Origin of the sequence: Acidovorax sp. LjRoot118, from assembly GCF_964253575.1 — a bacterium.
GTDB lineage: Bacteria > Pseudomonadota > Gammaproteobacteria > Burkholderiales > Burkholderiaceae_C > Acidovorax.
Window position 1 is genome coordinate 6,602,501 of the sequence record NZ_CAXURB020000001.1, and the last position, 15,000, is coordinate 6,617,500.

Annotated in this window: 9 protein-coding genes and 2 rRNA genes; 5 read left to right on the forward strand and 6 right to left on the reverse strand. The window is 63.8% G+C overall.

The window, feature by feature from the left end; translation table 11 throughout:
* The first annotated feature begins 216 nt into the window (after positions 1 to 216).
* Both ACSQ9E_RS31010 and rrf read left to right on the forward strand, forming a co-directional pair.
* Positions 217 to 3,095: ribosomal RNA gene (locus ACSQ9E_RS31010) — 23S ribosomal RNA — on the forward strand.
* Positions 3,096 to 3,245: 150 nt separating this feature from the next.
* Positions 3,246 to 3,358: ribosomal RNA gene (rrf, locus tag ACSQ9E_RS31015) — 5S ribosomal RNA — on the forward strand.
* Positions 3,359 to 3,580: 222 nt separating this feature from the next.
* On the opposite strand, the gene ACSQ9E_RS31020 is transcribed toward rrf, so the two are convergent.
* The 5 genes from ACSQ9E_RS31020 to ACSQ9E_RS31040 all read right to left on the reverse strand — a co-directional run bounded on the left by ACSQ9E_RS31020 (position 3,581) and on the right by ACSQ9E_RS31040 (position 8,798).
* On the reverse strand, positions 3,581 to 4,348 hold the full coding sequence (locus ACSQ9E_RS31020) for a class II glutamine amidotransferase (protein ID WP_436220024.1): 768 nt from the start codon (positions 4,346 to 4,348) through the stop codon (positions 3,581 to 3,583).
* Between the two features lie 29 nt (positions 4,349 to 4,377).
* Complete coding sequence (locus ACSQ9E_RS31025) at positions 4,378 to 5,874, reverse strand: MFS transporter (RefSeq protein ID WP_057203874.1); 1,497 nt, start codon at positions 5,872 to 5,874, stop codon at positions 4,378 to 4,380.
* A 27-nt stretch (positions 5,875 to 5,901) separates the two neighbouring features.
* Positions 5,902 to 6,090, reverse strand: a complete 189-nt coding sequence (locus tag ACSQ9E_RS31030) for a 4-oxalocrotonate tautomerase (protein WP_057203875.1) — start codon at positions 6,088 to 6,090, stop codon at positions 5,902 to 5,904.
* A 48-nt stretch (positions 6,091 to 6,138) separates the two neighbouring features.
* Positions 6,139 to 6,372, reverse strand: coding sequence for a cysteine-rich CWC family protein (locus ACSQ9E_RS31035; RefSeq protein ID WP_082608201.1), 234 nt, complete (start codon positions 6,370 to 6,372; stop codon positions 6,139 to 6,141).
* A gap of 215 nt (positions 6,373 to 6,587) precedes the next feature.
* On the reverse strand, positions 6,588 to 8,798 hold the full coding sequence (locus ACSQ9E_RS31040; protein WP_436220025.1) for a malate synthase G: 2,211 nt from the start codon (positions 8,796 to 8,798) through the stop codon (positions 6,588 to 6,590).
* 172 nt (positions 8,799 to 8,970) lie between these two features.
* Here ACSQ9E_RS31040 and ACSQ9E_RS31045 point away from each other — a divergent pair, with 172 nt between their 5' ends.
* Together ACSQ9E_RS31045 and ACSQ9E_RS31050 are read left to right on the forward strand one after the other, a co-directional pair.
* Positions 8,971 to 9,903, forward strand: a complete 933-nt coding sequence (locus tag ACSQ9E_RS31045; protein WP_428003213.1) for a LysR family transcriptional regulator — start codon at positions 8,971 to 8,973, stop codon at positions 9,901 to 9,903.
* A 27-nt stretch (positions 9,904 to 9,930) separates the two neighbouring features.
* On the forward strand, positions 9,931 to 10,575 hold the full coding sequence (locus tag ACSQ9E_RS31050) for a LuxR C-terminal-related transcriptional regulator (RefSeq protein WP_057203878.1): 645 nt from the start codon (positions 9,931 to 9,933) through the stop codon (positions 10,573 to 10,575).
* Positions 10,576 to 10,588: 13 nt separating this feature from the next.
* Here ACSQ9E_RS31050 and ACSQ9E_RS31055 read toward each other — a convergent pair whose 3' ends face one another.
* Positions 10,589 to 13,264 carry a hybrid sensor histidine kinase/response regulator gene (locus tag ACSQ9E_RS31055; RefSeq protein WP_436220026.1) on the reverse strand — a complete coding sequence of 892 codons (2,676 nt, stop codon included), beginning with the start codon at positions 13,262 to 13,264 and terminating at the stop codon, positions 10,589 to 10,591.
* 232 nt (positions 13,265 to 13,496) lie between these two features.
* Here ACSQ9E_RS31055 and ACSQ9E_RS31060 point away from each other — a divergent pair, with 232 nt between their 5' ends.
* Complete coding sequence (locus ACSQ9E_RS31060; protein WP_057268504.1) at positions 13,497 to 14,861, forward strand: dicarboxylate/amino acid:cation symporter; 1,365 nt, start codon at positions 13,497 to 13,499, stop codon at positions 14,859 to 14,861.
* The last annotated feature ends 139 nt before the right edge of the window (positions 14,862 to 15,000 follow it).

Sequence of the window (15,000 nt, forward strand, 5' to 3'; positions counted from 1 at the left end):
CTGCACATTCGTAAAGGTTTAGTGCAGACCGTGCCGCTAGCAACGATAATTTTTGATTGCGTCAAAACGAATATTCAAACCTAGTTTGAAATTCTTAAGTAATACGATGACAGATCTGAGGATCTGAAGTTGTTTACGGCATAACGCGCCAGGTGAAAGACCTGGCAAGTCCTTGAAGATTACGGCGATATCTTGAAAGAGATGTCAAAGTTATAGGGTCAAGTGACTAAGAGCATGTGGTGGATGCCTTGGCGATTACAGGCGACGAAAGACGTGATAGCCTGCGATAAGCTTCGGGGAGCTGGCAAATAAGCTTTGATCCGGAGATTTCTGAATGGGGAAACCCACCTCGCAAGAGGTATCGCATGATGAATACATAGTCATGCGAGGCGAACCGGGTGAACTGAAACATCTCAGTAGCTCGAGGAAAAGACATCAACCGAGATTCCGAAAGTAGTGGCGAGCGAAATCGGAAGAGCCTTCTATTGATAGCACGACTGTTAGCAAAACGGAATGGAAAGTCCGGCCATAGCAGGTGATAGCCCTGTATGCGAAAACAGACGTGTGGTACTAAGGTAGAGACAAGTAGGGCGGGACACGAGAAATCCTGTCTGAATATGGGGGGACCATCCTCCAAGGCTAAATACTCGTAATCGACCGATAGTGAACCAGTACCGTGAGGGAAAGGCGAAAAGAACCCCGGGAGGGGAGTGAAATAGATCCTGAAACCGCATGCTTACAAAAAGTAGGAGCCCGCAAGGGTGACTGCGTACCTTTTGTATAATGGGTCAGCGACTTACATTCAGTGGCAAGGTTAACCGAATAGGGAAGCCGTAGAGAAATCGAGTCCGAATAGGGCGAATCAGTCGCTGGGTGTAGACCCGAAACCAAGTGATCTATCCATGGCCAGGATGAAGGTGCCGTAACAGGTACTGGAGGTCCGAACCGACTAGTGTTGCAAAACTAGCGGATGAGCTGTGGATAGGGGTGAAAGGCTAAACAAACTTGGAAATAGCTGGTTCTCTCCGAAAACTATTTAGGTAGTGCCTCAAGTATTACCGTCGGGGGTAGAGCACTGTTTAGGCTAGGGGGTCATGGCGACTTACCAAACCTATGCAAACTCCGAATACCGACGAGTACAGCTTGGGAGACAGAGCACCGGGTGCTAACGTCCGGACTCAAGAGGGAAACAACCCAGACCGCCAGCTAAGGTCCCTAAAATTGGCTAAGTGGGAAACGAAGTGGGAAGGCTAAAACAGTCAGGATGTTGGCTTAGAAGCAGCCATCATTTAAAGAAAGCGTAATAGCTCACTGATCGAGTCGTCCTGCGCGGAAGATGTAACGGGGCTAAGCCAGTTACCGAAGCTGCGGATGTGCAATTTATTGCACGTGGTAGGAGAGCGTTCTGTAGGCCTGTGAAGGTGTCTGGTAACGGATGCTGGAGGTATCAGAAGTGCGAATGCTGACATGAGTAGCGTTAAAGGGGGTGAAAAGCCCCCTCGCCGTAAGCGCAAGGTTTTCTACGCAACGTTCATCGGCGTAGAGTGAGTCGGCCCCTAAGGCGAGGCAGAGATGCGTAGCTGATGGGAAACAGGTCAATATTCCTGTACCGATGTGTAGTGCGATGTGGGGACGGAGAAGGTTAGCTCAGCCAACTGTTGGATATGTTGGTTCAAGCCTGTAGTCGTGCCTGGTAGGCAAATCCGCCGGGCTTAGATGAGGGGTGATAACGAGTCTGCTTGCAGACGAAGTGAGTGATACCCTGCTTCCAGGAAAAGCCACTAAGCTTCAGCTACACACGACCGTACCGCAAACCGACACTGGTGCGCGAGATGAGTATTCTAAGGCGCTTGAGAGAACTCAGGAGAAGGAACTCGGCAAATTGATACCGTAACTTCGGGAGAAGGTATGCCCCAAGTAGGTGAACTCGAACAGAGGGAGCCCAACGGGGTTGCAAAAAATCGGTGGCTGCGACTGTTTAATAAAAACACAGCACTCTGCAAACACGAAAGTGGACGTATAGGGTGTGACGCCTGCCCGGTGCTGGAAGATTAAATGATGGGGTGCAAGCTCTTGATTGAAGTCCCAGTAAACGGCGGCCGTAACTATAACGGTCCTAAGGTAGCGAAATTCCTTGTCGGGTAAGTTCCGACCTGCACGAATGGCGTAACGATGGCCACACTGTCTCCTCCTGAGACTCAGCGAAGTTGAAATGTTTGTGATGATGCAATCTCCCCGCGGAAAGACGGAAAGACCCCATGAACCTTTACTGTAGCTTTGTATTGGACTTTGAACAGATCTGTGTAGGATAGGTGGGAGGCTTTGAAGTGATGTCGCTAGATGTCATGGAGCCAACGTTGAAATACCACCCTGGTGTGTTTGAGGTTCTAACCTAGGTCCATTATCTGGATCGGGGACAGTGCATGGTAGGCAGTTTGACTGGGGCGGTCTCCTCCCAAAGCGTAACGGAGGAGTTCGAAGGTACGCTAGTTACGGTCGGACATCGTGACGATAGTGCAATGGCATAAGCGTGCTTAACTGCGAGACTGACAAGTCGAGCAGATGCGAAAGCAGGACATAGTGATCCGGTGGTTCTGTATGGAAGGGCCATCGCTCAACGGATAAAAGGTACTCTGGGGATAACAGGCTGATACCGCCCAAGAGTTCATATCGACGGCGGTGTTTGGCACCTCGATGTCGGCTCATCTCATCCTGGGGCTGTAGCCGGTCCCAAGGGTATGGCTGTTCGCCATTTAAAGAGGTACGTGAGCTGGGTTTAAAACGTCGTGAGACAGTTTGGTCCCTATCTTCCGTGGGCGCTGCAGATTTGAGGAAGCCTGCTCCTAGTACGAGAGGACCGGAGTGGACACACCTCTGGTGTATCGGTTGTCACGCCAGTGGCATTGCCGAGTAGCTAAGTGTGGAAGAGATAACCGCTGAAAGCATCTAAGCGGGAAACTCGTTTCAAGATGAGATCTGCCGGGGCCTTGAGCCCCCTGAAGAGTCGTTCAAGACCAGGACGTTGATAGGTCAGGTGTGGAAGCGCAGTAATGCGTTAAGCTAACTGATACTAATTGCTCGTGAGGCTTGACCCTATAACTTTGATAGCCGTGTACGCTCCTTCATGGATGTGTGCAAGCTTCGAAGATTGTTATGCCAAGTTGACGCAGTCAAAACACATAAAATCTGATTCCACTCTATGAATTCGTTGTCTTGCTCCAAGAGCAAGTCGACTCCAAGTTATGCCTGATGACCATAGCAAGTTGGTACCACTCCTTCCCATCCCGAACAGGACAGTGAAACGACTTTGCGCCGATGATAGTGCGGGTTCCCGTGTGAAAGTAGGTCATCGTCAGGCTCTTATAGCCCCAAACCCCCTCAGTCTCCAAAGGACTGGGGGGTTTTGCGTTTGGGCGGGCGAAAAGCCTCCGGCCCGATGGTCGTGATGGTTGCAGAAGACACATGGTAGCGCGGCATGTGCTGCCATGAACGCACGCCTTTGCGATTTTCCGCAGAGCGTTCAGAGGTTGGTGGGCCGGTCCGGCAAGTCTTCTCGCGACCTAGGCCCGCACACAGCGGTTCAGCAGCCTTGCCGCTGGCCGTCTACAAACACCAGCAGTTCTTGCTTGCCGAAGGCCGTCCACTCCTCGTTGGTGGTGAGTGGTGCGGTCACGATCACGGCCACGCGGTCGGTGGCTGTGGTCTGGGTGGCGAAGTCGATGCGCACGTCCTCGTCGGACAGTTGCGCCTCGCTGAACGGGTGCTTGCGCTCGACGTAGTACAGGCCCGTGGAGGCATGGGCCCACAGCGCCTGCCCATTGGAGAGCAGGAAGTTGAAGGTGCCGTGCGGCGCGATGCGCGCGGCCAGCTCCTTCAAGGTGATGGTCAGCTCGGCAATGCTGGGCACGCTGGCATGGGACTTCGCCAGCTCCTGCATGATCCAGCAGAACGCGTGTTCGCTGTCGGTATCGCCCACCGGGTGGAAGGTTGAATGCAGGCGGGGCCGGAAGTCCTTGAGGTCGCCGTTGTGGGCAAACACCCAGTAGCGCCCCCACAATTCGCGCACGAAGGGGTGGCAGTTCTGCAGGCTCACCAGGCCCTGGGTGGCCTTGCGGATGTGCGCAATCACATTCTGGCTTTTGATGGGGTAGCGGCGGATGAGATCTGCCACGGGCGAATCCACGGCGGGCAGATGGTCCACGAAGTGCCGCAACCCCCGGTCCTCGAAAAAGGCGATGCCCCAGCCGTCGGCATGGTCGGCCGTGTTGCCGCCGCGCTGTGCGAACCCGGTGAAGCTGAAGGTCACGTCGGTCGGCGTGTTGCAGTTCATACCCAGCAGTTGGCACATGGTCGCGAGAAGTCCGGATCAGTCGGCCATCAGGCCTGGGGTGAAGAGGAGGGGGTATCGGCCGGCGCCGCAGGCGCTTCGCGCAGTTGCCAGGCGGCCACCAGGGCCAGCACGCACAGCGCGGTCAGCATCAGAAAGGTTTCGCCAAAGGCATCGATGCGGGCGGCGTTGCTCGCGCCCGAGGTCAGCGATGCACCATGCGCACCCAGGCGCCATTCGAGCACGATACCGCACAGGCTCACACCCGCAGCACCGCCGAGCATGCGCAGAAAGCCGATGGCGCTCGATCCCTGCGAGATCAGCGACTTGTCCAGCGGCCGCATGGCCCCGAGGTTCAGCGATGGCAGGATGAACCCGAGGCCGATGCGGCCGAGGATGGCAAAGGCCACCAGCATCCACAGCGCCGAGCCCAGGCCCACCAGCACCATGAGCCCGAAGGACAGGGCCAGCAGGGCCAGGCCGATGCTCACCAGCAAGTGCGTGGGCTGCCGGTCGGCCAGCCGGCCCACCATGGCGATGGTGATGGCCAGCACGAAGCCTGCGGGCAGCATGATGGTGCCCACGTGCGAGGCCGACAGCTGCATGCCGAGTTGCATGAACACCGGCAGCAGGTAGGTGGATCCGAACAGCGCCGTGCCGTAGATGAAGGCCACGATACTGCCCATGGCGAATTGCCGGTATTGAAAGAGCCGCAGGTCCATCAGCGGCTTGCGGCCCTGCCGCAGTTGCCGGCGCTGCCAGCCGATGAACAGGCCTGTGGCCACCACGGCGCCCGCCAGCAGGAGGATGGCCTCCGTGGCGGTGCCCCCATGCAAGGCCACCAGCCCATTGAGCAGGCACAGCGTGCCAGCGGTACCCAGGGCCAGGCCGCGCCAGTCGAGCGCTTCGCCATTGCGGTTGGCCGCCACGCCGCCCGGTGCCGTGACCGGTACAAACTTGTAGGCCAGCCAGATGGAGGCCAGGCACAGCGGCACCACCATGAAGAAGATGGAGCGCCAGCCGAACCAGTCGACCAGCAGCCCGCCGATGCTGGGGCCGATCGCCGGTGCCAGCACCACGCCCATGCCGAAGATGCCGCTCGCGCGGCCCTGTTCATGGGGTTGGAATGCGTACAGGATGATGACGGCAGGAATGGGTTGCACCACCCCGGCCGCAAGGCCCTCGGCCACACGCGCCACCAGCACCAGGCCGAAATCGCGCGCCAGGCCACCCCCGATGCCGCCCGCCAGCAATAGCAGCATGGCCCCCACGTAGGTGGCGCGGTAGCCGTAGCGCGACAGCAGCCACGGCGTGGTGAGCATGGACACCGTGGTGGCCACCATGAAGCCCGAGGTCACCCACTGGGCACGTTCCTGCCCCAGGGTGAAGTAGTGGCTCATGTCCGGGATGGCGACGTTGACGATGGTCGAGGACATGATCGACGCCATCGTGCCGACCATGACCGTCAGCAGCAGCAGCCAGCGGTAGCGCTCGCCATGGCGTTCGCGCAGTGCGGCGAGGGAGCTGGAGGATGGCTGTGCGCTCATGGGCGGGGGATCGTGGTCAGAGGGGTATCAGGTGCGCTCGGACCAGAGCTTGCCGCCGGTGGCCCAGTTCTCGCGCTTGATGTCGGTGATCAGGATGTCGACCGACTCGGGCGAGCCGCCGAGCACTTCGACGGACACGCGGGTGATTTCTTCCACGAGCTTCTTCTTTTGCTCGATGGTGCGGCCTTCCATCATCTCGACGTGGTAAGTGGGCATGCAGGACTCCTTGGGGTAATGGTCAATGAACGAAAAGAAAAGAGGAAATCATATCGGGGCCGCCGGGTCCAATGCGTCCAGAGCCGGACGAGGCCGGGCGCACAGCGGGCAGATGCAGACCTTGCCACGGGCCGCCGCAGGAATTTCGGCCAGGGCCTCGGGCGCCACGGTGGTGACCATGCACCAGCAGGTTTCGGGCGGCTGTCCGGCCGCCATGGCGCACTGGTTCGCCTGCCCGCACAAAGGGCACTGCGAGGCGGTAGAAATCGGTGAGGGAGTCATCGTGGGGTGGGTGCAGCAGAGCGCGCCATGGCTGGCGCGCTGCCTGGCTGGCGTGCCCGGCCCATTGTGCCGCCTCCCGGGCCCAGGGGCCAGGGTGAGGGCCTTTGTGTGGTCAGCGGTATGGGGCCAAGCCGAAAAAAAAGGCACCCGAAGGTGCCGTTGGAGGAGGGATCCGGAGGACCCCTCTGTGCAGGGGGGCCGCAAGGCCCCGGTGGTCAGGCCGCCGCCTTGAGCTTCAGGCGCCAGGCGTGCAGCAGTGGCTCGGTGTAGCCGCTGGGCTGGGCCATGCCCTTGAAGACCAGGTCGCAGGCTGCCTGGTAGGCCATGCTGGTGCCGAAATGGCCGGCCATGGGCTGGTACAGCGGGTCGCCGGCGTTCTGGCCGTCCACCACGGCGGCCATGCGCTCGAAGGTCTCCTTCACCTGGGCTTCGGTCACCACGCCGTGGCGCAGCCAGTTGGCCATGTGCTGGCTGCTGATGCGCAGGGTGGCGCGGTCTTCCATCAGGCCCACGTTGTGGATGTCGGGCACCTTGGAGCAGCCCACGCCCTGGTCCACCCAGCGCACCACGTAGCCCAGGATGCCCTGGGCGTTGTTGTCCAGCTCCTGCTGCTTTTCGGCATCGGTCCAGTTCGGGGTGGCGGTCACGGGCACCGTCAGCAGGCCGGTCAGCAGGTTGTCGCGCTCGGCATTCACGTCGGTCTTCTCCAGGCCGATCTGGATATCGCTCACGTTGACCTGGTGGTAGTGCAGTGCGTGCAGGGTGGCGCCCGTGGGGCTGGGCACCCAGGCGGTGTTGGCGCCGGCCTTGGGGTGGGCGATCTTTTGCTTGAGCATTTCGGCCATCAGGTCGGGCATGGCCCACATGCCCTTGCCGATCTGCGCCTTGCCGCGCAGGCCGCACGACAGGCCCACCAGCACGTTGTTCTTCTCGTACGACTGGATCCAGGCGCTGGTCTTCATGTCGCCCTTGCGGATCATGGGGCCGGCCAGCATGGCGGTGTGCATCTCGTCGCCCGTGCGGTCCAGGAAGCCGGTGTTGATGAAGGCCACGCGGCTGGCGGCTGTGGCGATGCAGGCCTTGAGGTTCACGCTGGTGCGGCGCTCCTCGTCCATGATGCCCAGCTTCACGGTGTTGGTGGGCAGGCCCAGCAACTGCTCCACGCGGCCGAACAGGTCGCTGGCAAAGCCCACTTCGGCGGGGCCGTGCATCTTGGGCTTGACGATGTAGACACTGCCTTTGCGCGAGTTGCGGATGCCGTTGGCGCCATGGCCCTGCAGGTCGTGCAGCGCGATGGTGGTCGTGACCACGGCGTCCATGATGCCTTCGGGGATCTCGCGCTCCTTGCCCTGGGCGTCGGTGTACAGGATGGCCGGGTTGGTCATCAGGTGGCCCACATTGCGCAGGAACATCAGCGAGCGGCCATGCAGGCGCACGCCACCGGCCTTGCCATCGGGGGCGGTGTACACCCGGTCGGGATTGAGCCCGCGCGTGATGGTCTTGCCGCCCTTGGCGACCTGCTCGGTCAGCGTGGCCTGGATGATGCCCAGCCAGTTGCTGTAGCCCAGCACCTTGTCTTCTGCGTCCACGGCGGCCACGGAGTCTTCGAGGTCGAGGATGGTGGACAGCGCGGCTTCCAGCACCAGGTCACTCACGCCGGCCGCATCGCTCTGGCCGATGGGGGTGTTGCGGTTGATCTGGATATCGAGGTGCAGGCCGTTGTGCTGCAGCAGCACCGACGAGGGCGCCGCGGCATCGCCCTGGTAGCCCTTGAACTGGGACGCATCCTTCAGGCCCGTGGTGCCGCCGTTGGAGAGCGCCACCACCAGCTGGCCATCTTCCACGCGGTAGCCGGTGGAGTCCTTGTGCGAGCCGGTGGCCAGGGGCGCCGTGTCGTCCAGTACCTGGCGCGCGAAGGCGATCACCTTGGCGCCGCGCACGGGGTTGTAGCCCTTGCCCTTGTCCGCACCATCGGTCTCGGGGATGGCATCGGTGCCATACAGCGCGTCGTACAGGCTGCCCCAGCGCGCATTGGCGGCATTCAAGGCATAGCGGGCGTTGAGGATGGGCACCACCAGTTGCGGGCCGGCCTGGGTGGCCAGTTCGTCGTCCACGTTGGTGGTGGTGGCCTGCACGTCGGCAGGCTGGGGCACCAGGTAGCCGATCTTTTCGAGGAAGCCGCGGTAGGCCACCATGTCCGTGATGGGGCCGGGGTTGGCCTGGTGCCAGGTGTCGAGTTCGGTCTGCAGGCGGTCGCGCTCGGCCAGCAGGGCGATGTTGCGCGGCGCCAGGTCGGCGACGATGCCGTCAAAGCCCTTCCAGAAGGCGGCGCTGTCCACGCCGGTGCCGGGCAGCACCTTGTCTTCGACGAAGCGGAACAAGGACGTGGCCACTTGCAGGCCGTGGATGGAAGTGCGGTCGGTCATGGGAGTGCCTCAGGCGTTGGATGTGAACAAATGCGGAGCCCGCCACTGCAGGCCATGGACAGACTGTATTGCAAATGTTTGTCGGTATAAATATGCTCAAAAGCTGTAAACCAATGACTTTTACGCACAAGTGAGGGTGCGATGGGCGCGCTCCGTCCCCATAATCAGCCCCATGGACAAGCTCAAGGCCTTCGAATCCTTCGTCTCGGTTGCCACGCGTGGCAGCCTCACCGCCGCCGCCAAGGCCGAGGGCGTGGCTCCGGCCATCATGGGCCGGCGGCTCGATGCGCTCGAAGAGCACCTGGGCGTGAAGCTGCTGGTGCGCACCACGCGGCGCATCAGCCTCACGCACGAGGGCAGCGCCTTTTTGGAAGACTGCCAGCGCCTGCTGTCCGACGTGGCAAATGCCGAGGCCAGCGTGTCCGAGGGCGGCGTCAAGGCCACAGGGCACCTGCGCATCACGGCGCCAGCAGGCTTTGGCCGCAGGCATGTGGCGCCGCTGGTGCCGCGCTTTCGCAGCGAACACCCGGACGTGACGATTTCACTCAACCTCAGTGACCGGGTGGTCGACCTCGCCGGTGAAGGCTTCGACTGCGCCGTGCGCGTGGGCGACCTGCCCGATTCGTCCCTGGTGAGTGTGCGCATTGCAGACAACCGGCGCCTGTGCGTGGCCACGCCCGGGTACCTGAAAAACCACCCGGCCCCGCGCCACCCGGGCGAACTGCCCTCTCACGATTGCCTGACCCTGTCGAGCGAAGCCTCGCAGACGCGTGGCTGGGCGTTCCGCATGCCGCTTGAGGGCGGCGGCACCGAGGTGGTTCACCTCAAGCCCGGCGGGCCGCTCGACTGCTCCGACGGGCAGGTGCTGCACGACTGGTGCCTGGCCGGCTACGGCATCGCCTGGCGCAGCACCTGGGAGGTGGAGGCCGAGATCGCAGCCGGCCGCCTGGTGGAGGTGCTGGAAGAGTTTGCCGCACCACCCAACGGCATCTACGTGGTCTTCCCCCAGCGCAAGCACATGCCGCTGCGCGTGCGACTGTGGATCGACTTCCTCAAGCACCATTACGCGCAGCCTGCCTTCTGGCGGGGCGTACCGGCCCATTGATCGGGCCCGTGGCAGACTGCAGACTCCATGTCCGAGCCCACGCTCCTGGTCGCTGACGACCACCCCTTGTTCCGCGCTGCCGTGCTGCATGTGCTGCACGGGCGACTGCCCCAGTTCCGCACGCTGGAGGCCGCCAGTGCGGCCACACTGGGCACGGCGCTGCAGGAGCATCCCGAGGTGGAACTGGTGCTGCTGGACCTGAGCATGCCGGGCGCGCGCGGCTTCTCGGCCCTGCTGCACGTGCGTGGTGAGTATCCGGAGCTGCCCGTGGTGATCATCTCGTCCAACGACCACCCGCGCGTCATCCGCCGCGCCCAGCAGTTCGGCGCGGTGGGCTTCATCCCCAAGTCCGCGCCCGCCGAAGCCATGGGCGAGGCCATCGAGGCGGTGCTGGCCGGCGACAGCTGGTTTCCGCCCATGGCAGCCGAGCGCTCCGAGGCCGACGCCGAGCTGGCCGCCCGCCTGGCGCAGCTCACGCCCCAGCAGTTCCGCGTGCTGCTGTGCCTGGCCGACGGCCTGCTCAACAAGCAGATTGCGGGTGAGCTGGGCCTGGCCGAGAACACCGTCAAGGTGCATGTCACCGCCATCCTGAAAAAGCTGGCCTGCCACAGCCGCACCCAGGCCGCTGTGCTGGTCAAGAGCCTGGAGACCGAGGACGCGGCATCCGCCTGAGCCTGCTGCGGCGCTATCTTTCCCGCAGGCGCAGCAAGGTCTGGCTCATCAGTGCCCGCAGCGCGGGTGCGCGCACCGGCTTGGCCAGAAAGCCCCAGCCGCGTTCGGCGGCCTGGCGGCGCAGCGTGGCGTCGCGCTCGGCGGTCACCAGGATCACGGCCGGAGCCTGGCCCCAACGCCGGCACAGTTCGGTGTAGACGTCAGGGCCGTGGTGGCCGCCACCCAGGTGCACGTCCAGCAGCACCAGCTGCGGTGCCTGGCCCGGCTGGGCCTGCGCCAACGCCTCCTTCGCGTCACCGGCCAGCGGCACCTGGCAGCCCCAGCGCTCCAGCAGGGCCTTGGTGGCAGCGCAGGTCGGACCATCGTCCTCGATCACCCAGGCACTGCTGCCGTGCAGCGGGGCGTCCTCGAGCGCTGGCTGGGCCGTGGCGGGGGCTGCGATCTGCTGCTGCAGGGCGGCCGGATCACCCAGCGGCACACAGACCCAGAACACACTGCCGCGCCCCAGTTGCGAGCGCAGCCCGATGGGGTGGCCCAGCAGGCGGCCCAGGCGCTCCACGATGGCCAGGCCCAGGCCGGCACCCCGGTCGTCGGCGCGACCCTCGTCCAGACGGCGGAACTCCTCGAAGATCTCGCGCTGCAGCGCCTCGGGAATGCCTGGCCCCTGGTCATGCACCTCGATGCGCAGGTGGCCGTTGCCCACGCGGCGGCAACCCACCACGATGCGCCCGCGCCGGCTGTAGCGGATGGCGTTGGAGACGAAGTTCTGCAGGATGCGGCGCAGCAGGTTCTCGTCGGTGCTCACCACCTGGCGCGTGGCCACACACGAGAGCTTCAGGCCCTGGTTCTCGGCCAGTACACCGAAATTGTGGGCCAGCACCTGCAGCAGCGGGCCCAGGGCCACGTCGTGGATGCGCACGTCGAGCTGACCAGACTCCATGCGCGAGATATCGAGCAGGCTGTTGAGGATCGCATCCTGCGCAGCCAGGGCCCCGTCGATGCTGTCGGCCGCATGCCGGCCGGCATCGTCGTGCAGGTGGCTGCGCAACAGCGAGCTGAACATGCGGGCGGCGTTCAGCGGCTGCAGCAGGTCGTGCACGGCCGCTGCGACGAAGCGGGTCTTGTAGCGGTTGGCCTGCTCGGCCTCGCGACGGGCGGCGTCCAGGTCGCGCGTGCGGTCGGCCACGCGCTGTTCCAGCGCATCGGCCAGCGAACGCAGCTCGCGCGCGGCGTTCTTGTAGCTGGTGATGTCGGCGTAGCTGGTCACGAACCCGCCCTCGGGCAGGGGGGTGCCGCGGATCTCCAGCACCGTGCCGTCGTCCTTGGCGCTTTCGTGCAGGTGGGGCAGGCCGCTGCGCAGGTGCGACAGGCGCCGCTCGACGGATTCGTCGACCGGGCCAGGGCCCAGCAGGCCGCGGCGTGCGTTGTGGCGCAGCAGGCCCTCGATGGGCTGGCCCACCTGCATCAGGTCGGAGGGGTAGCGGAACAGCTGCACATAGCGCGAGTTCCAGGCCACGAGGCGCAGGTCGGCATCGATGATGACCACGCCCTGCGGCAGGTGCTCCAGGCTGCGCGACAGTCCCGTATCCGTCTGTTGCGCGGCCTGCTGCGCCGCCTGCACGATGCCGTCCTGCGCGGTGCGCAGTTCCTGGGCGTGCTGCTGCAGCACGGTCTCTAGCTCCTGGCGGCTGCGCTGGCGCAGGTGGGCCAGGCGCTGGCGCTGACGCACGAACAGCACCAGCAGCGCCAGCGCCAGCCAGCCGCCGCCGCCCGCCGCAGCAGCCCAGCGGCTGTCCGCCACGCTGCTGTGGGTTGCATGCACCAGGTGCAGTTGCCAGGGCGTGCCGGGCAGGGGCTGGGTCTGCCACAGCAGGCGGCCGGGCAGGCCCGGCAGGTCGGCTGTCTGCATGCGCACCAGGCGGCCGCCGTTGTCCATGCGGTCGTCCACCCGGTAGTCCAGCGGGCGCAGCGGTTGGTCCGAATACTGGCGCGTGGCGGCCAGCTCGCGGCGCTCCGCTTCGGTCAGCGGTTCCAGCAGCCGGTAGCGCCAGGCATCCTGGCTGGCGAGAAAGACCACGCCATGCGCGTCGGACGCCAGCACGATGTCCTCCGTCTGCAGCCATTCGCGCTCCAGCTCCTGCAGTGCGATCTTGATCACCACCAGGCCCAGCGGCTCGCCCTGGTCATCGCGGATGGCCTGCGACAGGAAGTAGCCAGGCTCTCCCGTCGTCACGCCGATGCCATAGAAGCTGCCGCTGCCTTGCGCCAGCGCCTGCTGTACGTAGGGGCGAAAGCTGTAGTCCACGCCCACGTTGCTGGTGGCGCTGCGCCAGTTGCTGGCTGCCACGGCCAGGCCCTCGCGGTTGATCAGGGTCAGGGTAGACGATTGGCTGGCGCCGTTGGCCCGCTCCAGCTTGAGGTTGAGCTGCTCCACCTGCGTCGTGCTCTGGGGGCGGCTCAGCGCGTCGTACAGCTGCGCATCCAGCGCCAGCACCTCGGGCAGGGTGCGGTAGCGGTCGATGCGCTGGCCCAGCGTCTGCCCGTACAGGGCCAGCTGGCGCTGTACGCTGTCGCTCTCTTCGTCGAGCGAATGCTGCCAGGCCCACTGGCCGGCCGCGAACATGCTGGCCGCCATGCCTGCGAGCAGGATCAGCACAGTCCAGAACTTGCGGCGGTGGGAGGTGGTCATGGACGAGGCGGTTCGTGGAAGGCGCTCACAAGCGCGTGTTTGGTGCGCGTGGGAGTGTGCCGCACCTTTCTGGGGGGGGCTAGGTGTTTACCCTAGGATTTGCCGATGGGCCTCCTATGGGGGCGCCGCCGACTACTACCAATTAGCTATCTGCGGAAACAGCGGGCAGCGGTACAAACAGCACCCTCGAAGCACCCCGGTGGTGCAGTTCCCGTGACTTCTGGAGTCTCCCATGCACGCCATTCCTGCCCAGGCCGCCCAACCGGTGCACCTGCCGTTCTACCGCCAACTGTACTTCCAGGTGGTGCTCGCCATCGTCCTGGGCGTGCTGCTGGGCCATTTCGAGCCGGCGTACGGCGAGGCCCTCAAGCCGTTGGGCGATGCCTTCATCAAGCTGGTGAAGATGATCATCGCCCCGGTGATCTTCCTGACCATCGTCACCGGCATCGCGGGCATGTCCCAGCTCAGCTCCGTCGGTCGGGTGTTCGGCAAGGCCATGGCGTACTTCTTGTTCTTCTCCACGCTGGCGCTGGTCATCGGCATGATCGTGGCCAACGTGGTGCAGCCCGGCGCGGGCATGAACATCAACCCGGCCGACCTGGACCAGACGGCCGTCAAGACCTACGTGGCCAAGTCGCACGAGATGACGCTCACCGGCTTTGCCATGGACATCATCCCCAAGACGCTGATCAGCCCCTTCGTGGGCGACAACATCCTGCAGGTGCTGCTGGTGGCCGTGCTGTTCGGCGTGGCGCTGGCCATGGTGGGTGAGGCCGGCCGCCCCGTGCAGAACTTTCTCGAAGCGTTGACGACCCCCGTGTTCAAGGTGGTGGGCCTGGTGATGAAGGCCGCGCCCCTGGGGGCCTTCGGTGCCATGGCGTTCACCATCGGCAAGTTCGGCCTGGGCTCGCTGGTCAACCTGGCCTGGCTGGTCGGTTCGTTCTACATCACCTCCTTGCTCTTCGTGCTGGTGGTGCTGGGCTTCGTGGCGCGCCTGTGCGGCTTCTCGGTGCTCAAGCTGTGCCGCTACCTCAAGGCCGAGCTGATGCTGGTGCTGGGCACCTCGTCCTCCGAATCGGCCCTGCCTTCACTGATGGAAAAGATGGAAAAGGCCGGTTGCAGCAAGTCGGTGGTCGGCCTGGTGGTGCCCACGGGCTACTCCTTCAACCTGGACGGCACCAACATCTACATGACGCTGGCCGCGCTGTTCATCGCCCAGGCCACCAACACCGAACTCACGCTGGGCCACCAGGTCGCCCTGCTGCTGGTGGCCATGCTCAGCTCCAAGGGCGCGGCTGGCGTAACCGGCGCGGGCTTCATCACCCTGGCCGCCACCCTGGCCGTGGTGCCCGAAGTGCCCGTGGCCGGCATGGCCTTGATCCTGGGCGTGGACCGCTTCATGAGCGAATGCCGCTCGCTGACCAACTTCATCGGCAACGCCGTGGCCACCGTGGTGGTCTCGCGCTGGGAAAACGCGCTGGACTACACCCGCCTGCACGCGGCCCTGGACGGTCACCCGCTGCCGGACGTGGCAGTCCCCGTGTCAGCACCCGTGGTGCCGGCCGATGTGGCCGCCGTGGCGCGCACGGCCGCCTGATCGCTGGCAGGCCCGTTGCGGGGCCATGGTTTCACAAGAAGGGGTGTGCCTGCATGGGCACGCTCCTTTTTCGCATGCAACAGCCGGCCGAGGGACGGGTCAGGAAGGGCGCCTACCTCTGCGGGGCCGTTCCTCGCGC

Coding starts and splice junctions, on each gene's coding strand:
- ACSQ9E_RS31020 (WP_436220024.1), bottom strand. CDS start 4,348: ATGTGCCAACTGCTGGGTATGAACTGCAACACGCCGACCGACGTGACC.
- ACSQ9E_RS31025 (WP_057203874.1), bottom strand. CDS start 5,874: ATGAGCGCACAGCCATCCTCCAGCTCCCTCGCCGCACTGCGCGAACGC.
- ACSQ9E_RS31030 (WP_057203875.1), bottom strand. CDS start 6,090: ATGCCCACTTACCACGTCGAGATGATGGAAGGCCGCACCATCGAGCAA.
- ACSQ9E_RS31035 (WP_082608201.1), bottom strand. CDS start 6,372: ATGACTCCCTCACCGATTTCTACCGCCTCGCAGTGCCCTTTGTGCGGG.
- ACSQ9E_RS31040 (WP_436220025.1), bottom strand. CDS start 8,798: ATGACCGACCGCACTTCCATCCACGGCCTGCAAGTGGCCACGTCCTTG.
- ACSQ9E_RS31045 (WP_428003213.1), top strand. CDS start 8,971: ATGGACAAGCTCAAGGCCTTCGAATCCTTCGTCTCGGTTGCCACGCGT.
- ACSQ9E_RS31050 (WP_057203878.1), top strand. CDS start 9,931: ATGTCCGAGCCCACGCTCCTGGTCGCTGACGACCACCCCTTGTTCCGC.
- ACSQ9E_RS31055 (WP_436220026.1), bottom strand. CDS start 13,264: ATGACCACCTCCCACCGCCGCAAGTTCTGGACTGTGCTGATCCTGCTC.
- ACSQ9E_RS31060 (WP_057268504.1), top strand. CDS start 13,497: ATGCACGCCATTCCTGCCCAGGCCGCCCAACCGGTGCACCTGCCGTTC.